This is a genomic window from Streptomyces sp. NPDC058662 (assembly GCF_042716255.1).
Classification (GTDB): Bacteria; Actinomycetota; Actinomycetes; order Streptomycetales; family Streptomycetaceae; genus Streptomyces.
Map to the genome: position 1 here is coordinate 1 of NZ_JBHXRU010000077.1, position 23835 is coordinate 23835.

At 73.0% G+C, this 23835-nt stretch carries 20 protein-coding genes and 2 pseudogenes; 9 read left to right on the forward strand and 13 right to left on the reverse strand.

Annotation, left to right across the window (positions count from 1 at the left end):
- Window positions 1-317: 317 nt before the first annotated feature.
- Window positions 318-1304, reverse strand: a complete 987-nt coding sequence (locus ACFWUQ_RS23360) for an ADP-ribosylglycohydrolase family protein (RefSeq protein ID WP_384541196.1) — start codon at window positions 1302-1304, stop codon at window positions 318-320.
- A gap of 248 nt (window positions 1305-1552) precedes the next feature.
- On the opposite strand from ACFWUQ_RS23360, the gene ACFWUQ_RS23365 reads away from it, so the two are divergent.
- The 3 genes from ACFWUQ_RS23365 to ACFWUQ_RS23375 all read left to right on the forward strand — a co-directional run bounded on the left by ACFWUQ_RS23365 (window position 1553) and on the right by ACFWUQ_RS23375 (window position 8708).
- On the forward strand, window positions 1553-2284 hold the full coding sequence (locus tag ACFWUQ_RS23365; RefSeq protein ID WP_384541198.1) for a VIT1/CCC1 transporter family protein: 732 nt from the start codon (window positions 1553-1555) through the stop codon (window positions 2282-2284).
- A gap of 420 nt (window positions 2285-2704) precedes the next feature.
- Window positions 2705-7255: a glutamate synthase large subunit gene (gltB, locus tag ACFWUQ_RS23370; protein WP_384541255.1), complete on the forward strand. Its 4551-nt coding sequence runs from the start codon at window positions 2705-2707 to the stop codon at window positions 7253-7255.
- Window positions 7248-8708 carry a glutamate synthase subunit beta gene (locus tag ACFWUQ_RS23375; RefSeq protein WP_384541200.1) on the forward strand — a complete coding sequence of 487 codons (1461 nt, stop codon included), beginning with the start codon at window positions 7248-7250 and terminating at the stop codon, window positions 8706-8708. Before gltB ends, ACFWUQ_RS23375 begins: the two co-directional genes overlap by 8 nt.
- Window positions 8709-8857: 149 nt before the next feature.
- Here the strand turns inward: ACFWUQ_RS23375 and ACFWUQ_RS23380 are convergent.
- The 6 genes and pseudogenes from ACFWUQ_RS23380 to ACFWUQ_RS23405 all read right to left on the reverse strand — a co-directional run.
- Window positions 8858-8953: pseudogene (locus ACFWUQ_RS23380) on the reverse strand (GntR family transcriptional regulator); the annotation flags it as partial.
- A gap of 139 nt (window positions 8954-9092) precedes the next feature.
- A complete protein-coding gene (locus ACFWUQ_RS23385) occupies window positions 9093-9533 on the reverse strand; it encodes a hypothetical protein (protein WP_384541202.1) in 441 nt (146 codons plus the stop codon).
- Between the two features lie 83 nt (window positions 9534-9616).
- The gene (locus ACFWUQ_RS23390; protein ID WP_384541205.1) at window positions 9617-10120 is read right to left on the reverse strand and encodes a pyridoxamine 5'-phosphate oxidase family protein; all 504 of its coding nucleotides are present in this window, start codon (window positions 10118-10120) and stop codon (window positions 9617-9619) included.
- Between the two features lie 58 nt (window positions 10121-10178).
- On the reverse strand, window positions 10179-10907 hold the full coding sequence (locus tag ACFWUQ_RS23395; RefSeq protein WP_384541208.1) for a VWA domain-containing protein: 729 nt from the start codon (window positions 10905-10907) through the stop codon (window positions 10179-10181).
- Window positions 10904-11974 (reverse strand): acyl-CoA dehydrogenase family protein, encoded by a 1071-nt coding sequence (locus tag ACFWUQ_RS23400; RefSeq protein ID WP_384541210.1) that lies wholly within the window; start codon window positions 11972-11974, stop codon window positions 10904-10906. Before ACFWUQ_RS23400 ends, ACFWUQ_RS23395 begins: the two co-directional genes overlap by 4 nt.
- Window positions 11974-13119 carry an acyl-CoA dehydrogenase family protein gene (locus tag ACFWUQ_RS23405; RefSeq protein WP_384541212.1) on the reverse strand — a complete coding sequence of 382 codons (1146 nt, stop codon included), beginning with the start codon at window positions 13117-13119 and terminating at the stop codon, window positions 11974-11976. Before ACFWUQ_RS23405 ends, ACFWUQ_RS23400 begins: the two co-directional genes overlap by 1 nt.
- A gap of 103 nt (window positions 13120-13222) precedes the next feature.
- Here ACFWUQ_RS23405 and ACFWUQ_RS23410 point away from each other — a divergent pair, with 103 nt between their 5' ends.
- The 5 genes from ACFWUQ_RS23410 (at window position 13223) to ACFWUQ_RS23430 (ending at window position 18330) form a co-directional block, all read left to right on the forward strand.
- Window positions 13223-14005 carry an SDR family oxidoreductase gene (locus ACFWUQ_RS23410; RefSeq protein ID WP_384541214.1) on the forward strand — a complete coding sequence of 261 codons (783 nt, stop codon included), beginning with the start codon at window positions 13223-13225 and terminating at the stop codon, window positions 14003-14005.
- Between the two features lie 171 nt (window positions 14006-14176).
- Window positions 14177-14812: a TetR/AcrR family transcriptional regulator gene (locus ACFWUQ_RS23415; RefSeq protein ID WP_384541216.1), complete on the forward strand. Its 636-nt coding sequence runs from the start codon at window positions 14177-14179 to the stop codon at window positions 14810-14812.
- A gap of 18 nt (window positions 14813-14830) precedes the next feature.
- A complete protein-coding gene (locus ACFWUQ_RS23420; protein WP_384541218.1) occupies window positions 14831-15988 on the forward strand; it encodes an acetyl-CoA C-acetyltransferase in 1158 nt (385 codons plus the stop codon).
- Between the two features lie 352 nt (window positions 15989-16340).
- The gene (locus tag ACFWUQ_RS23425) at window positions 16341-16547 is read left to right on the forward strand and encodes a cold-shock protein (protein ID WP_030707191.1); all 207 of its coding nucleotides are present in this window, start codon (window positions 16341-16343) and stop codon (window positions 16545-16547) included.
- A 106-nt stretch (window positions 16548-16653) separates the two neighbouring features.
- On the forward strand, window positions 16654-18330 hold the full coding sequence (locus ACFWUQ_RS23430; protein WP_384541221.1) for a DEAD/DEAH box helicase: 1677 nt from the start codon (window positions 16654-16656) through the stop codon (window positions 18328-18330).
- A gap of 146 nt (window positions 18331-18476) precedes the next feature.
- Here the strand turns inward: ACFWUQ_RS23430 and ACFWUQ_RS23435 are convergent, their stop codons facing one another.
- The 6 genes and pseudogenes from ACFWUQ_RS23435 to ACFWUQ_RS23460 all read right to left on the reverse strand — a co-directional run bounded on the left by ACFWUQ_RS23435 (window position 18477) and on the right by ACFWUQ_RS23460 (window position 23014).
- The gene (locus tag ACFWUQ_RS23435; protein ID WP_384541223.1) at window positions 18477-18914 is read right to left on the reverse strand and encodes a tyrosine-protein phosphatase; all 438 of its coding nucleotides are present in this window, start codon (window positions 18912-18914) and stop codon (window positions 18477-18479) included.
- Between the two features lie 184 nt (window positions 18915-19098).
- A pseudogene (locus tag ACFWUQ_RS23440) lies at window positions 19099-19413 on the reverse strand (tyrosine-protein phosphatase); the annotation flags it as partial.
- 29 nt (window positions 19414-19442) lie between these two features.
- The gene (locus tag ACFWUQ_RS23445) at window positions 19443-20645 is read right to left on the reverse strand and encodes an NAD(P)H-dependent flavin oxidoreductase (RefSeq protein ID WP_384541225.1); all 1203 of its coding nucleotides are present in this window, start codon (window positions 20643-20645) and stop codon (window positions 19443-19445) included.
- 4 nt (window positions 20646-20649) lie between these two features.
- The gene (locus tag ACFWUQ_RS23450; RefSeq protein ID WP_384541227.1) at window positions 20650-21420 is read right to left on the reverse strand and encodes a CoA-transferase subunit beta; all 771 of its coding nucleotides are present in this window, start codon (window positions 21418-21420) and stop codon (window positions 20650-20652) included.
- Window positions 21417-22268 (reverse strand): CoA transferase subunit A, encoded by an 852-nt coding sequence (locus tag ACFWUQ_RS23455; RefSeq protein WP_384541229.1) that lies wholly within the window; start codon window positions 22266-22268, stop codon window positions 21417-21419. Before ACFWUQ_RS23455 ends, ACFWUQ_RS23450 begins: the two co-directional genes overlap by 4 nt.
- Window positions 22265-23014, reverse strand: coding sequence for an enoyl-CoA hydratase family protein (locus ACFWUQ_RS23460; RefSeq protein WP_384541232.1), 750 nt, complete (start codon window positions 23012-23014; stop codon window positions 22265-22267). The genes ACFWUQ_RS23455 and ACFWUQ_RS23460 overlap by 4 nt, the downstream gene beginning before the upstream one ends.
- 56 nt (window positions 23015-23070) lie before the next feature.
- Between ACFWUQ_RS23460 and ACFWUQ_RS23465 the strand changes: the two genes are divergently transcribed.
- Window positions 23071-23835, forward strand: coding sequence for an SDR family oxidoreductase (locus ACFWUQ_RS23465; RefSeq protein WP_384541235.1), 765 nt, complete (start codon window positions 23071-23073; stop codon window positions 23833-23835).

The following is a 23835-nucleotide window of genomic DNA, read 5'->3' on the forward strand; positions in this document are numbered from 1 at the left end:
CGGGGTGTCCGGTGGCGCCGGGATCGCCGCCAGGGTGTCCGGCGGGGCGGCCGGGCTCGCCGGCCCGGGGGTCCGGCCGTCCATCGGGGTGGCCGGGCTCGCCAATCCGGGCGGCGGTGGGCTTGCCGGGGTGGCCGGGCGGGGGGTGTCCGGTGGCGCCGGGATCGCCGCCAGGGTGTCCGGCGGGGCGGCCGGGCTCGCCGGCCCGGGGGGCCGGGGGGTGTCCATCGCGGTGCCAGGGCTCGCCGGGACGGGCGGGGGTGGGGTTGCCGGGGTGGTCGGGGGGCGGGCGGGGTCCGGGGTGTACGGGGGCGGGGTCATCGCTGGGCCTCGTATTCCGGGGTGAGGAGGTCCGCGATGTCCAGGACGTGGTAGCCCCGCATCGAGGGGAGGCAGCTGCCCCGCACGGGCCCGATCGCCGCCGCCCAGTCGGCGGGGATCGCGCCCGCCCCCGACGTCGCGCCGGCCAGCGCGCCGGCCACCGCCGCCGTGGTGTCCGCGTCGCGCCCCATGTTCACGGCGGTGAGCACCGAGGACGAGAAGTCGCCCGCGCAGGCGGCGAACGCCCCGAACGCCAGCCCCACGGCCTCCGGTGCCAGGTCCGTCCACGGGTAGCCGCCGATGACCACCGCCGAGCGCACCGCGCGTTCCCCGCGCGGGGCGGCGGTGACCGCCCGGCGCAGGGACCGGGCCGTCCAGGAGTCCGACGGGATGACGGAGAGCGCCGCGGAGACGGCGGACGCCGGGCTGCCGCCGGCCATCGCCGCCGCCACCCCCGCCGCCACGGCCTGGCCCCCGTAGATGCCCTCGCCGTCGTGGCTGACGCAGCCGTCGATCGCGACGAGCCGCGCGGCCTCGGCGGGCCGGCCCGCCGCGAAGACCCCGAACGGCGCCGCCCGCATGGCGAGACCGTCCGACCACGCGTGCCGGTGCTGCGCCGAGATGGGGGCCGCCAGCCCCCGGCGGAGGTTCTCCAGGGTGCCGCGTTCGGAGAAGCCGGCCCCTCGGAACGGGCCCTCGTCGAGGTCCGCGATCCAGTGGTGCCAGGCCCGCTCCACGTGGGAGACGGTCAGCGCCGATCCGTGACGGGCCAGCAGCAGCCCCGAGAAGATCGCGTACTCGGTGTCGTCCGTGCCCGCCGGGTCCTCCGACACGAAGCCCTCGATCCGGCCCCATCTCGCCCGGATCTCCGACGGCTTCATGTTCTCCGCGGGGGCGCCCAACGCGTCACCCACCGCGAGTCCGAGAAGAGCGCCCCTGGCCCGTTCGAGGAGGACCTGCGGATTGCATGCAATCAGCTCCATGGCGCGCCTCTCCACTTGATGGGACTCATGATGAGCCCTTGGGGGATTTGTGCCATGGCATGTGGTTTGTCGCCTGTCGCGAAACACCCCGCGAACGCCCCCGTCACCCGGTCGCCGACCCGCAAAACCCCAGGTAAGTACGGCCTTCCTTGCTGGCGAGCGGCGGAAATCGTGCGTAGTTTCGAGGTGTTCAGGGGGAGCGGAACGCCTCACGCCGCCCGTTCGCACAAATGGGGAGTTGTCCACGCATGTCCATCATCGATCTCGAAGCGCCGCTCCATACGGCCCACCGCGACAACCACACGCACCGGGACGTCAACGGCGGCTGGCTGCGACCGGCCGTCTTCGGCGCGATGGACGGGCTCGTCTCCAACCTCGCCCTGATGACCGGTGTGGCGGGCGGCGCGGTGGCCCCGCAGACCGTCGCGATCACCGGCCTCGCGGGCCTGGCGGCCGGCGCGTTCTCGATGGCGGCCGGCGAGTACACCTCCGTCGCCTCGCAGCGCGAGCTGGTCCTGGCGGAACTTGACATAGAACGGCAGCAGCTGCGCAAGCATCCGGTGGACGAGATGGAGGAGCTCGCCGAGCTCTATGTCTCCCGCGGGGTCGAGCCGCCGCTCGCCCGCGAGGTCGCCATGCAGCTGTCCCGCGACCCCGAGCAGGCGCTGGAGATCCACGCCCGCGAGGAGCTCGGGATCGACCCCGACGACCTGCCCTCGCCCCTCGTCGCGGCCGCCTCCTCCTTCGGGTCCTTCGCGCTGGGCGCCCTGCTGCCCGTGCTGCCGTACCTGCTGGGGGCGACGTCCCTGTGGCCCGCGGTGCTGCTCGCGCTGGCCGGGCTCTTCGCCTGCGGCGCGGTCGTCGCTCGGGTCACCGCCCGGTCCTGGTGGTTCAGCGGGCTGCGCCAGCTGGTCCTGGGTGGCGCGGCCGCCGGTGTGACGTACATCCTGGGAAGCTGGATCGGTGGAGCCGTAGGCTGACCGCGCAGAGAGTGAGACACTATGCGGGACGCAGCATAAGTAGTTGGTTACTCGGCGGTTTCGATCGCATGTCCGCCGGGAATCAGACTTGGGCGCTCGGGCAATGATGCCCGCCCCGCGTCGGGACCTTCGACCGTGATCGCATCCGCACCCCGCGATCGCTTCCGTGACCGCAGAGCTGCGGTCGCACCCGTGAAACACCGCGAAGGTCCTCTCTTTCTGCCTCGTGCGGTGTCCGCATGCTGGAATGGCATATCCGCTTCGCGGGATTGTCGTCATCATGTAATCTGCACGAAATTTCGCAGAGGGCCAACGTCGTCCCTCGGCTATGCCACATATGCCACGACGACGACGGGAGAGCCGATGCGTTCCGCATCCACGCACTCCGCGACCGGCCCCAGCACCACCGCCTGGTCGCCCATGGACGGTCGCCCCGCCCAGCAGGGCATGTACGACCCGCGCAACGAGAAGGACGCCTGCGGCGTCGGATTCGTGGCGAACCTCACCGGCGAGGCCACCCACACGCTCGTTGAGCAGGCACTGACCGTATTGCGGAACCTTGAGCACCGCGGCGCGACCGGCTCCGAGCCGGACTCGGGCGACGGCGCCGGCATCCTGTCCCAGGTTCCGGACGCGTTCCTGCGCGAGGTGGCCGGTTTCGAGCTTCCCGGCCCCGGCGGCTACGCCGTCGGCATCGCCTTCCTGCCCGCCGACGGCCCCGCACAGGCCGTCGCCGTCCAGAAGATCGAGGCCATCGCCGCCGAGGAGAACCTGACCGTTCTCGGCTGGCGCGAGGTCCCCGTCACCCCGGACCTGCTCGGCAACGGCGCCCGCGCCACCATGCCCGCCTTCTCCCAGCTCTTCGTGGGCAACGGCAGCTCGGGCATCGAGCTGGACCGCAAGGCGTTCGTGCTGCGCAAGCGCGCCGAGCGCGAGGCCGGCGTCTACTTCCCGTCGCTGTCCGCGCGCACCATCGTCTACAAGGGCATGCTGACCACCGGCCAGCTGGAGCCCTTCTTCCCGGACCTGTCCGACCGCCGCTTCGCCTCGGCCGTCGCCCTGATCCACTCGCGGTTCTCGACGAACACCTTCCCGTCCTGGCCGCTCGCCCACCCGTACCGCTTCGTCGCGCACAACGGCGAGATCAACACGGTCAAGGGCAACCGCAACTGGATGAAGGCCCGCGAGTCCCAGCTGGCCTCCGAGGTCTTCGGCGAGGGCGCGCTGGAGCGGATCCTGCCGATCTGCACCCCCGACGCCTCCGACTCGGCGTCCTTCGACGAGGTCCTGGAGCTGCTCCACCTCGGCGGCCGCTCCCTCCCGCACAGCGTGCTGATGATGATCCCCGAGGCGTGGGAGAACCACACCTCGATGGACCCGGCGCGCCGCGCGTTCTACAAGTACCACTCCACGCAGATGGAGCCCTGGGACGGCCCCGCCTGCGTCACCTTCACCGACGGCACCCAGGTCGGCGCGGTCCTCGACCGCAACGGCCTGCGCCCCGGCCGCTACTGGGTCACCGACGACGGCCTCGTCGTCCTCGGCTCCGAGGTCGGCGTCCTCGACATCGACCCGGCCAAGGTCGTCCGCAAGGGCCGCCTCCAGCCCGGCAAGATGTTCCTCGTCGACACCGCCCAGAAGCGGATCATCGAGGACGACGAGATCAAGGCCGAGCTGGCCGGCGCCGCCCCGTACGCCGAATGGCTGGAGACCGGCGAGATCGAGCTGACGGACCTGCCCGAGCGGGAGCACATCGTGCACACCCACGCCTCGGTCACCCGCCGCCAGCAGACCTTCGGCTACACCGAGGAAGAACTGCGCGTCATCCTCGCGCCGATGGCCCGCACCGGCGGCGAGCCGCTCGGCTCCATGGGCACGGACTCCCCGATCGCGGCCCTGTCCGAGCGCCCCCGGCTGCTCTTCGACTACTTCACCCAGCTCTTCGCCCAGGTCACCAACCCGCCGCTGGACGCCATCCGCGAGGAGCTCGTCACCTCGCTGCTGTCCTCGCTCGGCCCGCAGGGCAACCTGCTGGAGCCGAACGCCGCGTCCTGCCGCAGTGTGACCCTGCCCTTCCCGGTGATCGACAACGATGAGCTGGCCAAGCTCATCCACGTCAACGCCGACGGCGACATGCCGGGCATGAAGGCCGCCACCCTCTCGGGCCTCTACCGGGTCTCCGGCGGTGGCGCGGCCCTGGCCGCGCGCATCGAGGAGATCCGCGGCGAGGCCGACGCGGCCATCGCCAACGGCGCCCGCCTCATCGTCCTGTCGGACCGCCACTCGGACGCCGAGCACGCGCCCATCCCGTCGCTGCTGCTCACCTCCGCCGTGCACCACCACCTCATCGCCACCAAGCAGCGCACCCAGGTGGGCCTGCTCGTCGAGGCCGGTGACGTCCGCGAGGTCCACCACGTCGCCCTGCTCATCGGCTACGGCGCGGCCGCGGTCAACCCGTACCTCGCCATGGAGTCCGTCGAGGACCTGCTGCGCGCCGGTACCTTCCTCTCCGGCCTGGAGCCGGAGCAGGCCATCAAGAACCTGATCTACGCGCTCGGCAAGGGCGTCCTGAAGGTCATGTCCAAGATGGGCATCTCCACCGTCGCCTCCTACCGCGGCGCCCAGGTCTTCGAGGCCGTCGGCCTCGACGACGAGTTCGTCGCGACCTACTTCAACGGCACCGCCACCAAGATCGGCGGCGCCGGCCTGGACGTCATCGCCAAGGAGGTGGCCGCGCGCCACACCAAGGCGTACCCGGCCTCCGGCATCGCGGCCACCCACCGCGCGCTGGAGATCGGCGGCGAGTACCAGTGGCGCCGCGAGGGCGAGCCGCACCTGTTCGACCCGGAGACGGTCTTCCGCCTCCAGCACGCCACGCGCAACCGCCGGTACGACATCTTCAAGCAGTACACGGACCGGGTGAACGAGCAGTCCGAGCGCCTGATGACGCTCCGCGGCCTGTTCGGGTTCAGGAGCGAGGGACCGGCCGCCCGCCCGTCGATCCCCCTCGACGAGGTCGAGTCGGTCGCCGACATCGTCAAGCGCTTCTCCACCGGCGCCATGTCCTACGGCTCCATCTCGCGCGAGGCCCACGAGACCCTCGCCATCGCGATGAACCAGCTGGGCGCCAAGTCCAACACCGGCGAGGGCGGCGAGGACCCGGACCGCCTGTACGACCCGGCGCGCCGCTCCTCCATCAAGCAGGTCGCCTCCGGCCGCTTCGGTGTCACCAGCGAGTACCTGGTCAACGCGGACGACATCCAGATCAAGATGGCGCAGGGCGCCAAGCCCGGCGAGGGCGGCCAGCTGCCCGGCCACAAGGTCTACCCGTGGGTCGCCAAGACCCGGCACTCCACGCCGGGTGTCGGCCTGATCTCCCCGCCGCCGCACCACGACATCTACTCCATCGAGGACCTGGCTCAGCTGATCCACGACCTCAAGAACGCCAACCCGGCCGCGCGCATCCACGTGAAGCTCGTGTCCGAGGTCGGCGTCGGCACCGTCGCCGCGGGCGTCTCCAAGGCCCACGCGGACGTCGTGCTCATCTCCGGCCACGACGGCGGTACGGGCGCCTCGCCGCTCACCTCGCTGAAGCACGCGGGCGGCCCCTGGGAGCTCGGCCTCGCCGAGACCCAGCAGACGCTGCTGCTCAACGGGCTGCGCGACCGCATCGTGGTCCAGACGGACGGCCAGCTCAAGACCGGCCGCGACGTGGTCATCGCCGCGCTGCTCGGCGCCGAGGAGTTCGGTTTCGCGACCGCGCCGCTCGTCGTCTCCGGCTGCGTCATGATGCGCGTCTGCCACCTGGACACCTGCCCGGTCGGCATCGCCACGCAGAACCCGGTCCTGCGGGAACGCTTCTCCGGCAAGGCCGAGTTCGTCGTCAACTTCTTCGAGTTCATCGCGGAGGAGGTGCGCGAGATCCTCGCCGAGCTGGGCTTCCGCACGATCGAGGAGGCCGTCGGCCACGCCGAGCTGCTCGACACCACCAAGGCCGTCGCGCACTGGAAGGCCCAGGGCCTCAACCTGGAACCCCTCTTCTACGTGCCCGAGCTGCCCGAGGGCGCGGTCCGCCACGCCCGCATCGAGCAGGAGCACGGTCTGGAGAAGGCCCTCGACAACGAGCTGATCAAGCTCGCGGCCGACGCGCTGAACGCCGCCACCGCCGAGGAGGCCCAGCCGGTCCGCGCCCGGGTCGCCATCCGCAACATCAACCGCACCGTCGGCACCATGCTCGGCCACGAGGTCACCAAGAAGTTCGGTGGCGCGGGCCTGCCCGACGACACGATCGACCTGACCTTCACCGGGTCGGCCGGCCAGTCCTTCGGCGCCTTCCTCCCGCGCGGCATCACCCTGCGCCTGGAGGGCGATGCCAACGACTACGTCGGCAAGGGCCTCTCCGGCGGCCGCGTCGTGGTCCGACCGGACCGCGGCGCCGACCACCTCGCCGAGTACTCCACCATCGCCGGCAACACCATCGGCTACGGCGCGACCGGCGGCGAGATGTTCCTGCGCGGCCGCACCGGCGAGCGCTTCTGCGTCCGCAACTCCGGCGCGCTGGTCGTCTCGGAGGGCGTGGGCGACCACGGCTGCGAGTACATGACCGGCGGCACGGCCGTCGTCCTGGGCGAGACGGGCCGCAACTTCGCGGCCGGCATGTCGGGCGGCGTCGCGTACGTCGTCGACCTCGACCGCAACAACGTGAACTCAGGCAACGCGGAGGCCGTCGAGGCCCTCACCGACGCCGACAAGCTGTGGCTGCACGACGTGGTGCGCCGCCACGAGGAGGAGACCGGCTCGACCGTGGCCGCGAAGCTCCTGGCCGACTGGGCCGTCTCGGTGGACCGCTTCAGCAAGATCATCCCGACCACGTACAAGGCAGTGCTCGCCGCCAAGGACGCCGCCGAGCTGGCCGGACTCTCGGAGTCCGAGACCACCGAGAAGATGATGGAGGCGGCGACCAATGGCTGACCCGAAGGGCTTCCTCACCACCCCGCGCGAGACCGCCTGCTCCCGTCCCGTCGCCGACCGGCTGCAGGACTGGAACGAGGTCTACGTCCCGGGCTCGCTGCTCCCGATCATCAGCAAGCAGGCCGGCCGCTGCATGGACTGCGGCATCCCGTTCTGCCACAACGGGTGCCCGCTCGGGAACCTGATCCCGGAGTGGAACGACTTCGCGTACCGCGAGGACTGGTCGGCCGCCTCCGAGCGCCTGCACGCCACGAACAACTTCCCGGAGTTCACGGGCCGCCTGTGCCCGGCTCCGTGCGAGTCGGCGTGCGTACTCGGCATCAACCAGCCGGCCGTGACGATCAAGAACGTCGAAGTCTCGATCATCGACAAGGCCTGGGACCACGGCAACGTCACCCCGCAACCGCCGGAGCGCCTGTCCGGCAAGACCGCCGCCGTCATCGGCTCCGGACCGGCGGGCCTCGCCGCGGCCCAGCAGCTGACCCGGGCGGGGCACACCGTGGTGGTGTACGAGCGCGCCGACCGCGTCGGCGGCCTGCTGCGCTACGGCATCCCCGAGTTCAAGATGGAGAAGGTGCACATCAACCGCCGCATCGAGCAGATGCGCGCGGAGGGCACCAAGTTCCGTACCGGCATCGAGGTCGGCCGCGACATCACCGCCACCGACCTGCGCAAGCGGTTCGACGCGGTGGTCATCGCGGCGGGGGCCACGGTCTCCCGCGACCTCCCGGTCCCGGGCCGCGACCTGAACGGCATCCACTTCGCGATGGAGTACCTGCCGCTCGCCAACAAGGTCCAGGAGGGCGACTTCATGGCGCCCCCCGTCACGGCCGAGGGCAAGCACGTGGTCGTCATCGGCGGCGGCGACACCGGCGCGGACTGCGTGGGCACCGCCCACCGCCAGGGCGCGGCCTCGGTCACGCAGCTGGAGATCATGCCGAAGCCGTCCGAGGACCGCCCCACCGGGCAGCCGTGGCCGACGTTCCCCATGCTGTACAAGGTCACCTCGGCGCACGAGGAGGGCGGCGAGCGGGTCTACTCCGTCTCCACCACCCACTTCGAGGGCGACGAGGACGGCAACGTCAAGGCCCTGCACCTGATCGAGGTCGAGTTCGTCGACGGCAAGCTCGTCCAGAAGGCCGGCACCGAGCGCGTCCTCCCGGCGCAGTTGGTCACCCTGGCGATGGGCTTCACGGGCACGGACCAGGAGAACGGTCTGGTCCAGCAGTTCGGCCTGGCGCTGGACGCCCGCGGCAACATCGAGCGCGACGCCTCCTACGCGACCAACGTCGACGGCGTCTTCGTCGCCGGCGACGCGGGCCGCGGCCAGTCGCTCATCGTGTGGGCCATCGCGGAGGGCCGCTCGGCCGCCCGCGGCGTGGACCGCTTCCTCACGGGCACGAGCGCCCTCCCGTACCCGGTCAAGCCGACGGACCGCTCCCTGACCGTCTAACGGCCGCACCCCCGCCCCCTCGTGGGGCGGGACCTCCGCCCCACGAGGGGGCGGGACCCCTCATACGGTCCGTACAACGGCGTACGGAACTCTGACGCAGCGCCCGCCATGTCCCCGACCAGGGATGGCGGGCGCTGTGGCGTTCGCGGTCAGGACTCCGGCGCGAACTCGTACCGCAGCTCGTACAGGTGACCGGCCTTCACCATGACCGTGGCCTCGATGGGCCGGTCGTGGTCGCCGTACACCGCGCCTCCTCGGTCCAAGCCTCCGTGGCCCCGGTGGCCCGCGGCGCCAGATACGGCATCGACGTGCTGGTCCAGGCCGTTCCGCTCATGATGCCCCCACGCTTCCGCTTCCCCTTCCCTCCGCGCCACGTCGGCGCCGCTACTCCGGCTGGACGACCGTGGCGCCCCAGCGGAGGGACGGGGTCGAGGTGGTTACGCGGGCGGTGAAGCCGCCGGTCAGGGCGGTGCCCAGGGGGGTCGTGACGCGTGTCGGGGTGGCGTCGGGGCAGGTGACCGTGAAGGGGGCGGGGTCGCGGTCCGGGTGGTTGTCGAGGTGGAAGGCGACCTCGATGCTGCCGCCGCCCGCGCAGCCGAAGGTGATGAAGGTGTCCAGGCGGGCGGACAGGCCGCCCGAGACGAAGCCGCTGGAGCCGGTCATCCCGGGTATCCAGATCAGTCCGTCGGGCCCCGGGTAATCGACGACGTCCTCGTCCGCCGCGGCCCCGGCCGGGCCCGCCGCCGCGAGTGTCAGCGTGAGCGCCGCGGCCAGTGCGGTGACCGCCGCGCCCCTGCCGCGCCGCCCCGGTACGTGCTTCCTCATGTGGTCCCCCCGCAGTGCTTCGTCCCGGTTGCCCCGGCTCCCCTCACGGTAACCGGGGGCACTGACAGGCCCGCTCCGCTCGCTCAGCGGTCCTCGCGGGGTGGTTCGTCGTCGTTGCCGCGGCGCAGGGTGCGCAGGCCGTGGCCCGGGGTCCACGACCGCACCACCAGGTCGTCCCCGTCCACCCCGACGCGGACCACCTCCGTCAGGTCGGCGTGGAAGAGGTGGAAGGGGTGCGGGGTGTCCGCCTCCTCCGCGTACCGGTGCAGCTCGGGCGGGTCGACGATCTCCACCGCCCGCCCCGAGATCCGCACGTCCCCGTCCGGCATCGTCTCGCCGGCGCCCGGATTGGTGTGCAGCGCGAAACGCGCGTCGCGCTGGAGGTCCCTGGCCTTCATCGAGCCCGCCATCATGCCGAGCCACAGCTCCCCGCCGCGGATCTCCACGTTCAGGCCGGTCACCCGCGGGGAGCCGTCCTTGCGGAGGGTGGCCAGGACGTGGTGCGGGTACTGCGCGAAGCGGGCCTGTACCGCCGCCGCGAACTCCGGTTCCGCCGACTCGAACGCTGCCCAGTTGTTCCTCGTCATGGGTCCATCAAAGCGCGGTGGACCGGCGCCCGCCACGCTGCGGGCGCCCCGGCGCGCCTCAGCCCCGTACGATCCCCGCGTCCCGCGCGGCGGCCAGCCAGGACGGGAACTCCCCGAGCAGCCGGTCGTACAGCTCCGCGTCCGGTACGGTGCGCGGGTCCTCGCCCGCGTGGAAGTACCCCGCGTTGTCCACCACGCGCCGGGAGGGCACGGGCAGTTCGTCGAGGCGGCGCAGGAAGTCGAACTGCGTGCTGCGCGTGTTGCCGAAGCCGATGAACTGCCAGAAGAGCGGCAGCCGGGCCGCCTTGCACAGGTATCGCTCCGCCGCGAGCTTGTTCACCGGTCCGCCGTCCGTCTGGAAGACGACCAGGGCCGGGGCCGTGGATCCCGAGTCGAGATAGTGGTCGATCACCGCGTCCATCGCCGCGTGGTAGGCCGTCTTCCCCATGTGCCCGAGCCGGGAGGCGATCTCGGCGACCCGTCCCGCATGCCCCGCGAGGGGGATCTCCGCCACCGCGTCGACCTCGGTGGAGAAGAACACCACCGGGACGCGTGCGTCGTCGTCCAGGTGCGCCGACAGCCCCAGCACCCGGTCGGCGAGGGCCTGCACGCTGCCGTCCCGGTAGTACGGGCGCATCGACCCGGAGTAGTCCAGGACCAGGTACACCACGGCCCGCCCGCCCTCCAGACCGTACTTGCGCAGGGAGACGCCGGCGCTCTTGTACAGGTTCACGAGCGCCGGGGCGGATTCCTCGACCTTGCGGAGACTGATGGCACTGGCCGTCATGGGCCAGAGGGTACGGCAGCTCGCGCCGCCGCGCCGGACAGTTCGCCGATGTCCGCCCCCATCGCGGCCGCCCGCGCGTCGCGGGCCCGCAGCACGTCCGCCCGGCACGCCGCGGGGGCGCCCCACGCGTCGCGCAGCGGGCGGGCCTTGCGCAGCCACAGGGAGAGGTCCAACTCCTCGGTGTAGCCGACCGCGCCGTGCAGCTGGAGCGCCGACATCGCCGCCCGGTAGCAGGATTCCCCCGCCGTCAGCTTCGCCGCCGCCACGTCGCCCGGGTCCAGGGTCAGCGCCGCCGCCCGCACCAGCGGCCGGGCGAACTCCAGCCCCAGCAGGGTGTCGGCCAACCGGTGCTTGACCGCCTGGAAGGCGCCGATCGGCGTCCCGAACTGGGTGCGCTGCTTCGCGTACGCCACGGTGCGCGCCAGCAGTGCCTCACCCGCGCCCAGGCACTGCGCCGCGGTGAGCAGCCGGGCCCGCAGTGCCGCCGCCCCGGCGGCCGCGGTCACCCGGGGCCCCGCCGCCAGCAGTTCGCCGCCGGGTCCGGGGCGCGACAGCCGCCGGGCGGGGTCCGTCGAGCGCGCCGGCGGGCCGTCCGGGGCCGGGGCCAGGCGCAGTTCGCCCGCCTCCGACACCGTGAAGCAGTACGCGGCCGCGTCCGCGTCCAGGGCGTACGGGCCGCCGCCGGGCACGGTCAGCGTCGCGGTGGCCCCGCCCGACGCCAGGGCCGGCAGGAACCGCCCGGCCGGCCCGCCCTCGCCCCGCTCCGCCAGCTCCGTCAGCAGCGCCGCCACGGCCGCCGTCTCGACGACGGGCCCCGGCACCCCGGCCCGGCCCAGCTCCACGAAGCCGAGGCACAGCTCCGGGACGAGGACGCCCAGGCCCCCGTACGCCTCCGGCACGGCCAGCGCGGGCAGGCCGGTCCGCGCCACCTCGGCCCACAGCGCCCGACCCGGCTCGAAGGCGCCGCCCGACCAGGCCCGTACGGCCGCGGGGACGTCGGCAGAGCCCAGCAGGGAGCGCAGGGTGCGGGCGAAGTCCGCCTGTTCGTCGGTCGGCAGGAAGCGCATCAGCGGCGGCCCTTCGGGAGGCCGAGCAGCCGCTCGGCGATGATGTCGCGCTGGATCTCGTTGGTCCCCGCGTAGATCGGTCCGGCCAGCGAGAAGACCCACGGCTCGGCCCACTCCCCGTCGGCGAGCTCCGCGTCCGGGCCCAGCAGGTCCAGGGCGCTCTCGTGCAGGGCGATGTCGTACTCCGACCAGAACACCTTGTTGAGGCTGGACTCGGCGCCGATCGTGGCGCCCGCGGCGAAGCGGGAGGCGTTGGCCCAGGTGAACAGCTCGTAGGCGCGCGCGCCCACCACCGCGTCCGCCACCCGGTCGCGCAGCGCGGTGTCCGCCGGGTCGCCGGCCGTCCGCCACAGGGCGGCGAGGCGGTCCGCCGCCGCGAGGAACCGGCCGGGGGAGCGGAGCGTGAGCCCGCGTTCGTTGCCGGTGGTCGACATCGCGATCCGCCAGCCCTGCCCCGGCTCCCCGATCACGTCCTCGTCCGGTACGAAGACCCGGTCCAGGAAGAGTTCCGCGAAGGCCGGCTTGCCGTCGAGGCGGCCGATGGGCCGCACCGTCACCCCCGGCGCCCGCAGGTCGAACATCAGGTACGTCAGCCCCTGGTGCGGCCGCGCGGCCCCCGGCTCCGTCCGGAAGATGCCGAAGGCCCGGTCGGCGAAGGCGGCCCGCGAGGACCAGGTCTTCTGCCCGGACAGCAGCCAGCCGCCCTCGGTGCGGGTGGCCCGGGACCTCAGGGACGCGAGGTCGGAGCCGGCCTCCGGCTCCGACCAGGCCTGCGCCCAGACCACGGAGCCGGCGGCCATCGGCGGCAGGATCCGCGCCCGCTGCTCGGCCGTCCCGTGGTCGAGGAGCGTCGGCGCGAGCAGGCTGATGCCGTTCTGCGCGACCCGGCCCGGCGCGCCCGCCGTCCAGTACTCCTCCTCGAAGACCAGCCACCGCACGATGTCTGCGCCCCGGCCCCCGTACTCCCGCGGCCAGCTCACCGCGGACCAGCGGTCCGCCGCCAGGACCGCCTCCCACGCCCGGTGCGCCGCGAACCCCTCCTCCGTCTCCAGCGACGGGAGCGGGGCGGGCGGCACGTGGGCGGCGAGCCAGGCGCGCGCCTCGTCCCGGAACGCCTCCACCTCCGCCGTCTGGGTCAGATCCATCAGGTGTTCGCCTCCGTCGGACCGGCTTCCCTAACAACTGTTTGGTAGGTTAACGTACGGCCATGAGCAGCGTCGAGCAGTTCGCACCCCGGGAGGTACGGACGTGAACGCACCCGAGTACACCGCGGGCCACGGCCTGCTGGACGGCCGCACGGCCGTCGTCACCGCCGCCGCCGGGGCCGGGATCGGCGGGGCCACCGCCCGCCGCTTCCTGGAGGAGGGCGCCCGCGTCGTCCTCGGCGACGCCCACACCCGCCGGCTCAAGGAGACCGAGGACGCCCTCGCCGCCGAGTTCGGCGCGGACCGCGTCGCGTCCCTGCCCTGCGACGTCACCGACGAGGACCAGGTCCGAGCCCTGTTCGCGCTGGCGGAACACATCCACGGCCGCCTCGACATCGTCGTCAACAACGCCGGCCTCGGCGGCACCGCCGCCCTCGTCGACATGACCGACGACCAGTGGTCCAAGGTCCTCGACGTCACCCTGGGCGGCACCTTCCGCTGCACCCGCGCCGCACTGCGCTCCTTCCGGGAGTCCGGCGCCGGCGGAGTCGTCGTCAACAACGCCTCCGTGGTCGGCTGGCGCGCCCAGACCGGCCAGGCCCACTACGCGGCCGCCAAGGCCGGGGTGATGGCCCTGACCCGCTGCGCCGCCCTGGAGGCAGCCGAGTTCGGCGTACGGGTCAACGCGGTCGCCCCGAGCCTGGCCATGCACCCGCACCTGGCGAAGGTCACCAGCGAGGAACTCCTCGCCGAACTGACCGCCCGCGAGGCCTTCGGCCGCCACGCCGAACCCTGGGAGGTCGCCAACGTCATCGTCTTCCTGGCCAGCGGCTACTCGTCGTACATGACGGGCGAGACCGTCTCGGTCAGCAGCCAGCACGCCTAAGGGCTGGCCCGTGATCCCCGGCGGGCGCGCGACGACAGCTACGGCACCTCGCTGCGTTGTCGGATCGCCCGCATACACCCGGTATGAGGACGACCCTCCGCCTTGCGATGCACCGCATCTGACGCCGCGCGCTGATCCACCGGGGATCACGGGACAGCCCTTGGCGCCAGAATGGGGCCCGTGCCAACGAACGAACCGAGAGCCAAGAAGAAGCCGCAGGTGACCGCGTCACCCGAGCGGCGCCGGGAACTCCTCGACACCGCCGCGGAGGTCTTCGCCGCCCAGGGCTACAACGCCACCACCGTCCGCAAGATCGCCGACGCCGCGGGCATGCTCGCCGGCAGCCTCTACTACCACTTCGATTCCAAGGAATCGATGCTCGACGAGATCCTCACCGCCTTCCTGACCGAGCTGTGGCAGGGCTACGACACCGTCCTCGCCGCCGGCCTCGGCCCCCGGGAGACCATCGAGGCCCTCGTCACCGAGTCCTTCCGCGAGATCGACCGGCACCGCGCCGCCGTCGCCATCTACCAGAAGGAGTCCCGGCACCTCCGCGCCCAGCCCCGCTTCCACTACCTCTCCGACTCGCAGCAGAAGTTCGAGAAGGCCTGGCTCGGCACGCTGGAGCGCGGCGTCGCCGCCCGGGTCTTCCGCGCCGACCTCGACATCCGCCTCACCTACCGCTTCGTGCGCGACACGGTGTGGGTGGCGGCGTCCTGGTACCGGCCCGGCGGACAGCACAGCCCCGAAGAGATCGCCCGCCAATACCTGTCGATGGTGCTGGACGGAATCGCCGTACGCACCTGACCGACCAGAGGAGTCCCGATGCCCGAGGCCTACATCGTCGACGCGGTACGCACCCCCGTGGGGCGCCGGGGCGGCGGCCTGTCCGCCGTCCACCCGGCCGACCTCGGCGCGCACGTCCTCGCAGCCCTGGTCGAGCGCTCCGGGGTGGACCCGGCCGCCGTGGAGGACGTGGTGTTCGGCTGCCTGGACACGGTCGGCCCGCAGGCCGGGGACATCGCCCGGACGGCCTGGCTGGCGGCGGGCCTCCCGGAGGAGGTGCCGGGCGTCACCGTCGACCGCCAGTGCGGATCCTCCCAGCAGGCGGTGCACTTCGCGGCCCAGGGCGTGCTCTCCGGCACCCAGGACCTGGTGGTCGCGGGCGGCACCCAGAACATGTCCATGGTCCCCATCGCCTTCGCCTCCCGGCAGGCCGCCGAGCCCCTCGGCCTGACGGAGGGCCCCTACGCGGGCAGCGCCGGCTGGCGCGCCCGGTACGGCGACGCGCCCGTCAACCAGTTCCACGGGGCGCAGCTGATCGCCGAGAAGTGGGGCATCTCCCGGCGGGACATGGAGGAATTCGCCCTGCGGTCGCACCAGCGGGCCGTCCGGGCGATCGACGAGGGCCGCTTCCAGCGGGAGACAGCGGCATACGGCGAGGTCACGGCGGACGAGGGCCCGCGCCGGGACACCACGCTGGAGAAGATGGCGGGGCTGAGGCCCGTCGTCGAGGGCGGCACCATCACGGCCGCCGTCTCCTCCCAGGTATCCGACGGCGCGGCGGCCCTGCTGCTCGCCTCCGAACGGGCCGTCCGCGAGCACGGCCTGCGCCCCCGGGCCCGTATCCACCACCTCTCGGTACGGGGCGAGGACCCCATCCGCATGCTGTCCGCGCCGATTCCGGCCACCGCGTACGCGCTCAAGAAGACCGGCATGTCCCTCGCCGACATCGACCTGGTGGAGATCAACGAGGCCTTCGCCCCCGTGGTCCTGGCCTGGCTCAAGGAGACCGGGGCCGACCCGGAGCGGGTCAACGTCAACGGCGGCGCCATCGCCCTGGGCCACCCGCTGGGGGCCACCGGCGTGAAGCTGATGACCACCCTCCTCCACGAACTGGAGCGCACCGGCGGCCGCTACGGCCTGCAGACCATGTGCGAGGGCGGCGGCCAGGCGAACGTGACGATCATCGAGCGGCTGTAGCCGGCTCCCGCCGCGGGGCGCCGCCCGGCACGGGGGCGCCGCCCGCGTCCACCCCCCGGCCGCCGTCAGCCGTTCGGACGAATCCGCGCCCCGGAGCCCGGCGGGGCGGGCCCTCCGGAGCCGCTCGCCGCCCGGTCGTAGGGGGCGGCCGACGGCGTGCCGCCATCCCGTGCGACGCAGGTCACAGCCTTGTGGTGACATCGCCGCGCCGAGGTGTGCTAGCTTAGAGCTCGTTGCAGTTGTGGTACCCATGAACTTTATGTGCGCCTGACGGGACTGATCCTCAGGCGCTTTTATTGTTTTGCCGGAATCTCCGGATGGGGCCCTTTGCCGCCTATTCAGGAGATTCAAAATGGCACTTGGCACCGTGAAGTGGTTCAACTCGGAAAAGGGCTTCGGCTTCATCGAGCAGGACGGTGGCGGCCCGGACGTCTTCGCCCACTACTCGAACATCGCCACCCAGGGCTTCCGTGAGCTCCAGGAGGGCCAGCGCGTGTCCTTCGACGTCACCCAGGGCCAGAAGGGCCCCCAGGCGGAGAACATCCTCCCCGCCAACTAAGTACGTCAGCACGCCGGGGTCCGCACCGTAAGGTGCGGACCCCGGCTTGTCTGCTGTCTCGACCTTGTAGTACCAGTACCTGCCGGTTTCAGGAGGGCATTTCCGCATGACCAGCTCCAGCTCCGCACGACCCAGCCGCCGCCCCACCCGGGGTCGAGGTGCGGCCCAGGGACGTCCGAAGGCTGGCGCGGGACGGCAGAAGTCCGCCCCCGTTGCCCGGCCCCAAGAATTCACCATGCCCGAACCGCTGGCCCCGGCGCTCCCGCCGGTCGCCGCGTTCGAGGACATGGGCATGCCCGAGGCGCTGCTGAAGACCCTCGCCGCCCAGGGCGTCACCGAGCCGTTCCCGATCCAGGCCGCGACGCTGCCGAACTCGCTCGCCGGCCGCGACCTGCTCGGCCGCGGCCGCACCGGATCCGGCAAGACCCTCGCCTTCGGCCTGGCGCTCCTGGCCCGCACCGCCGGCCGCCGCGCGCAGCCGAAGTCGCCCCTCGCGCTGGTCCTCGTACCGACCCGCGAGCTCGCGCAGCAGGTCACCGACGCGCTGACCCCGTACGCCACGTCCGTCAATCTGCGGATCGCGACCGTCGTCGGCGGCATGTCGATCAACCGGCAGTCCGGCGCCCTGCGCCGCGGCTCCGAGGTGCTCGTCGCCACCCCCGGCCGCCTCAAGGACCTCATCGACCGCGGTGACGCCGACCTCTCGCAGGTCGCGATCACCGTCCTCGACGAGGCCGACCAGATGACCGACATGGGCTTCATGCCGCAGGTCACCGCCCTGCTCAAGCAGGTCGCGGCCGGCGGCCAGACGATGCTCTTCTCGGCGACCCTCGACAAGAACATCGACAAGCTCGTCAAGATGTTCCTCACCGACCCGGTCGGCCACTCCGTCGACCCGTCGGCCGGCGCGGTCACCACGATGGAGCACCACGTCCTGTACGTCATGGACGAGACCGACAAGAAGGCCGTGGCGACGCGTATAGCCGCTCGCGACGGCCGGGTGATCATGTTCGTCGACACCAAGCGCGGGGTCGACCGCATGGTCAAGAAGCTCCTCGCGGACGGCGTCCGCGCCTCCGGCCTGCACGGCGGCCGCTCGCAGCCGCAGCGCAACCGCACCCTCGACTGGTTCAAGACGGGTGAGGTCACCGCGCTCGTGGCGACGAACGTCGCCGCCCGCGGCATCCACATCGACGACCTCGACCTCGTCGTCAACGTGGACCCGCCCAGCGACCACAAGGACTACCTGCACCGGGGCGGCCGTACCGCCCGGGCCGGCGAGTCCGGCAGCGTGGTCACCCTGGTGCTGCCCGACCAGAAGCGCGACATGACCCGTCTGATGTCGGACGCCGGGATCTCCCCGCGCACCGCGCAGATCAAGTCCTCCGACGCGGAACTGGCCCGGCTGACCGGCGCCAAGGAGCCCTCGGGCATCCCGGTGGTGCTGGAGGTGCCGCAGCCGACCCCGGCGAAGCAGGGCTCCGCCGCGAAGTCCGGCTCGGGCGCCGGCGGCGGACGACGCCGCTCGGGCGCTCCGCGCACCGGCGCCGCCTCCGGCGCGGCTCCGGCCGCCGCCGGACGCGGACGCCGCTCCGGTGGCAGCGCCGGCGGCCAGACCCCGTCCTCCGGTTCGGGCCAGGCCCGACGCGGCCAGGGTGCCGCGGCGAACGGCTCCGGCGAGCGCGGCCGACGCACCGGGGGCGGCGCCTCCGGCGGCGCCGCCGCGGCGTCCGCCCGCAGCCGTGTCGGCAGCCCCGGCCAGGGGCGCCGCCGCTCCGTCTGACCGCGGCCGGGCCCCTGGACCGCCCGACCGCACCTGAACGCCCGCCACGCCGGGCAGCGCGCACCGCGCTGCCCGGCGCTGTCGCGTCCGGACCCGTACGGCGGACCCGTACGCCGGACCCGTACGGCGGGCCACTACGGTGTGCGCTAGCGGACCATCCGGCTCTGGAGCTTCGCCAGAGTGCGCAGGTCCAACCCCAGGCCGTCGGTGAGGTAGCCGTAGAAGCCGCCGTAGTCGGCCTCCATCCGCGCCGTCGCGGCGTCCAGGTAGTCCTGGCGCACCTCCTGCAGCGGGATCAGCAGGTCCGGGTTCTGCATCCGGCCGGACTGCTTGAGGCCGGCCCGCACCTGCGCGTCGTGGGCCGCGCGGAAGGTGTTGGACGCCAGGTAGTCGCCCTCGGCGGCGGCCTCGGGGACGGCCAGGGCCCGCAGCAGTACGTACGTCATCCAGCCGGTCCGGTCCTTGCCGGACGTGCAGTGGTATAGGACCGGGCCCTGGGCGCCGTCCGCGATCTCCCGCAGGGTCTGCGCGAAGCTCGCCCGGTTCTCGGGGCTGGTCACGAAGGTGCGGTAGATGTCGCGCATGTAGGCCTCGGCGCGGCCGACCGCCGAGCATCTGCTCCTGCTTCACGGGATCGCCGCTGGAGATGGCGCCGACCAGCGTCCCGAACAGGCCCAGGTCGCTGACCGGCCGCGGGGTGGGGGTGAGCCCCGCGGGCAGCCGGTCGGGACCGTCGTACTGGAGCTCCATCGGGATGCGGAAGTCGACGACCCTCCCGAGGCCCAGGGCGGACACGGCGGCGACGTCCGCCGCGGTCAGCTTGCTCAGGGCGTCCGAACGGTAGACGAGTCCCTGGCGGACCCTGCCGCCGGTGTACGTGCGGTAGCCGCCGACGTCGCGGACGTTGACGGCGCCCTGGAGGGGGATGTGGCGGATCGTCTCCGCCGCGGGGTGGTGACGGACCTGGTGCCGGGCGCCGGGTCCGGCTCCGGTGGCCGGCGCGGCGTACGCGGCGGCGGGAAGGGCGGCGGCGAGGGCGGCGGCGAGGACCGCCGTCGCCAGGCGGAGGCGTGCACGGCTCATCTTGCGACTCCTGTAGCGGAGGAGGCGGATCACCCTGGTGGTGGCAGGGCGCCGAGCGAGTGCGGATCGTGGCCGGCGGGCGGCGGGTGCGGATCGTGGCCGGCGGGGGGCTGGTGCGGGTCGTGGTGCAGGCGGTGGTGCGGGCCGTGGTGCAGGCCGTGGTGCGGGTCGTGCGCGGCGTACGGGTCCTGGAGGCGGTCCAGGACGGCGGCCGCCTCGGCCATCACGCGGGTCACGAGCTCCGCGCAGGACGGCAGGTCGTCGATCACCCCCGCGATCTGGCCCGATGCCATGACGCCGAGGTCCGTACGGCCCTCGACCATGGACGCCCTGAGGAGCATGGGGGTGTTCGCGGCGAGCAGGACCTGGCTCCAGGACAGGTCCTTGCCGTGCTTCATCGCCAGGCCGTCCCGCACCATCTGCGGCCAGGTCAGCCCCGACAGCTTCCGCAAGCCCGCCGCGTGGCGGACCGCCCGGACCAGGGCCCGGGCGCGGCCCGCCCGCTCCAGGGAGTCGACCAGCTCGGTGCGGAGCATGCGGTGCGGCAGCCCGTCGACGGCCGTGGTGACCGTGACGTCCTTGACGGAGGCCGCCAGGTACCGGGCCTTGACGGCGTCCGGGACGGTGGAGTCGGAGGTCAGCAGGAAGCGGGTGCCCATCGCGATGCCCGCGGCCCCGTACGCCAGCGCCGCGACCAGCCCGCGCCCGTCACCGAAGCCGCCCGCCGCGATCACCGGGATGTCCACGGCGTCGACGACCTGCGGCAGCAGTACGGTGGTGGCCACGTCCCCGGTGTGCCCGCCGCCCTCACCGCCCTGCACGATCACCGCGTCCGCACCCCAGGCGGCCACCTTCTCCGCGTGCCGGCGGGCGCCGACCGAGGGGATGACGACCACCCCCGCGTCCTTGAGCCGGACGATCAGCTCCCGGGAGGGCGCCAGGGCGAACGAGGCGACCCGGACCCCCTCGTCGATGATCAACTGCGCTCGGGCGGCGGCGTCCCCGGCGTCCGCCCGCAGGTTCACCCCGAACGGAGTACCCGGCGCGGTGCGGGACTTGACCTCGCGCACCGCGCGGCGCAGCTGCTCCAGGCTCATCGTGGCCGAGGCCAGGATCCCGAGCGCCCCCGCGCCGGCGGCGGCCGACACCAGGCGCGGTCCCGCGACCCAGCCCATGCCCGTCTGCACGAGGGGGTGCTCGACCCCGACCAGTTCGGTGAAGGCCGTCCTCACCGGCTCACCCCCGCACTTCGCGCTCGCGCAGGCCCCGGGGGTCGATGACCTCCCGGATCAGGCGCAGCTCCTCGCCGGTCGGCTCCCGGGTGCACGGGACCTCGTCGGCGACGGCCGGCGCGAACGCGGTGGCCGCCAGGACCTGCTCGACCGTCACCCCGGGGTGGACCGACACCAGGCGCATCGAGCGGTCGGGCCCGGTGAAGTCGAAGACCCCCAGGTCGCTGACGACCCGGGGCAGGCGGTGGTAGCGCGTCACCCCGGCCGCCTCGGCCCGGTCGTAGCCGACGCCGCTGACCATGTCGACGCGCTCGACGAAGACCCGGGTGGAGTGGCGGGGCACCCAGTAGCTGACCGGGTTGTTCAGTGTGTTCACGGGGGCGCCGCGCACGCCCAGCAGCTGGCGGTCGGGCCGCTCCCAGGCCCCGATGCAGGAGATGTTCTGGTTGCCGAAGCGGTCGATCTGGCCGGCGCCCATCATGACGTGCCGGCGTCCCCCGGTGACCATGGTGAGGTGGCGCCGGTACGGGAGCCAGCCCTCGACCTCCCCGGCCGGACCGACCAGCATGGCCTCTCCGTCGGTCAGCAGCAGGTCGGGGGAGAAGGTCCGCTTCGCGAGCCGGGCCCCGAGGGAGGGGATCAGGCCCATCGGGCTGGCGAGGACCTCGCCGTCGCCGCGCCAGGCCTCGGCGCAGGCGATCACGCAGTACTCGGCGCGGGAGACGGGCGCGCCCGCGGATCCGGCGGCGGGCGGCGGTGCGGGAGGGGTCGTCACTGCTGCTCCTCGTGCCAGGTCCGGACGGCGGACTGGTAGTCGTGCTCGCTCGCGCCGGAGAGGAAGCGGGCGGCGAACTCGGGCCAGGGGGTGCTGGCGTACAGCTTCTGGAAGGCCTCGTCCCGGTCGTGGTCGGGCACGCAGGAGGTGAAGTGGGCGCCGTTGGGGGCCTCGACGACCCCGGTGACGCAGTGGCGGCTGACGAGGAGGGACTGCGGGGGGCCCGCCTTGGCGAACTCGGCGCTCTCCACGAGCTGTTCGCAGGACACGTAGGCGGCGTCGGCGGCCTCGCAGAACAGGTCGTCGAAGTACGGGTCGGGGCCCAGGTACTGCGCGTTGCCCAGCCGGTCGGCGCGGTTGAGGTGGACCAGCGCCGCGTCCATGCGCAGCGCCGGTACGGCGACGAACTCCTCGCGGTCCTCGTAGGGCGAGGTGACGGTCCGCAGCTCGGGGTTGACCCGCATGACGTCGGAGCCGAGGCCGGCCCGGACCGGGAGGAAGGGCAGCCGGTTGGCGGCGGCGTGCAGGCCCCACATGAACATGGCCTCGTCGAGCTCGGTGAGGGCGAAGGCGGCGCGTTCGCGGGCGGCCCGGAAGTGGGGTTCCAGCGCGATGGAGTCCAGTGTGGCGAACGGGGCGACGAGCCGGCGGATGCGGCCGGCGGCGGCCAGCAGCCCGACGTCGGGCCCGCCGTACGAGACCACGGTGAGATCGGTGATCTCGGAACGGAGCAGTGCCCGCACCAGGGCCATGGGCTTGCGGCGCGAGCCCCAGCCGCCGATGCCGACGGTCATACCGCTGCGCAACTGCCCGACCACCTCTTCGGGGGTCATGGTCTTGTCGGTCATGCGGTGGCTCCCTTCCCGAAGGAGTCGCGGACCCGACCGGCCGCTCCGCTGAGGTTGGCCTCGAAGGTGAAGCCCTGCTCGAAGCGGTAGCTGCGGCGGACGTCGACGGGGTCGATGCCGTTGATCGCGGCCTTGGCCAGCCGGATCAGGGAGCCGTCCTTGCGCGCGATCTCCGCGGCCAGCTCCAGCGCCGCCGGGCGCAGCCCGGCGGGCGGCACCACCTTCCAGACCGAGCCGTGGGCGTGCAGCTCGGCGGCGGTCGCGGTGCGCGAGGTGTAGTAGAGGGTGCGCATCAGGTGCTGCGGGACCAGCCGGGCCAGGTGGGTGGCGGCGCCGAGCGCGCCCCGGTCGAGCTCCGGCAGGCCGAAGGTCGCGTCGTCGGCGGCGATGACGGCGTCGGCGTTGCCGACGAGGCCGATGCCGCCGCCCAGGCAGAACCCGTTCACCGCCGCCACCACCGGCACCTCGCACTCGTAGACGGCGGCGAAGGCCTCGTAGCAGCCCCGGTTGGCGCCGAGGAGCGCGGCGTGGCCGGGGTCGCGCTGCATCTCCTTGATGTCGACGCCGGCGTTGAAGCCGCGTCCCTCGGCGGCCAGGACCACGCACCGGACACCGGGGTCGCGGCCGGCCGCGCGCAGGGCGTCGGCGAGGTCGTACCAGCCCCGCACGGGGAGCGCGTTGACGGGCGGGAAGTCGACGGTGACGAGGGCGACGCCCTTGTCCGGGCTGGAGGTGGAGACACCCATGACAGGATCAGCTACCTTTCCACCAAACATTTGTTAGGTGAGGAAGGTAGCAGCCGATGGAGCTCGACGGGAGGGTTGTCGTCGTCACCGGCGGAACCAGGGGCGTCGGTGCCGGGATCGCCCGGTCGTTCCTCGCGGCCGGGGCGCGCGTGGCCGTATGCGCGCGGCGGCCGCCGGAGCGGCCGGTCGCGGAGGGCGGCCGCGAGGCGGCCTTCACTCCGGTCGACCTGCGCGACCCCGGCGCCGTACGGGAGTACTTCGATGCCGTCGCCGGCCGGTACGGGCGCCTGGACTGCCTGGTCAACAACGCGGGCGGCACCCCCTACCGACTGCTGGGCGAGGGGGAGGCGCAGCGCCACGCCAGGGTCGTGGAGCTGAACCTGCTGGCGCCGATGACCGCTTCGCTGGCGGCCCGTCCCTGGCTGCGGCGGACGGGGGGCTCGGTGGTGATGATCGGCAGCGTCAGCGGGACCCGGCCCTCGCCGGGCACGGCGGCGTACGGGGCGGCCAAGGCGGGGCTGGAGAACCTGGCCCGCTCCATGGCCGTGGAGTGGGCGCCGCAGGTCCGGGTGAACTCCCTGGTCCTGGGCATGGTGCGGACCGAACTGGCCCACCTGCACTACGGGGACGCCGAGGGCGTCGCGGCCGTCGGCGCGACCGTACCGCTGGGGCGGCTGGCCGAACCCTCGGACGTGGGGGACGCGGCTGTGTTCCTGGCCTCCGACCGGGCGGCGTACATCACCGGGGCGAGCCTGCTGGTGCACGGGGGCGGGGAGCGCCCGGTGTTCCTGGATGCGGCAACTGTCAACAAGGAGGGCTGA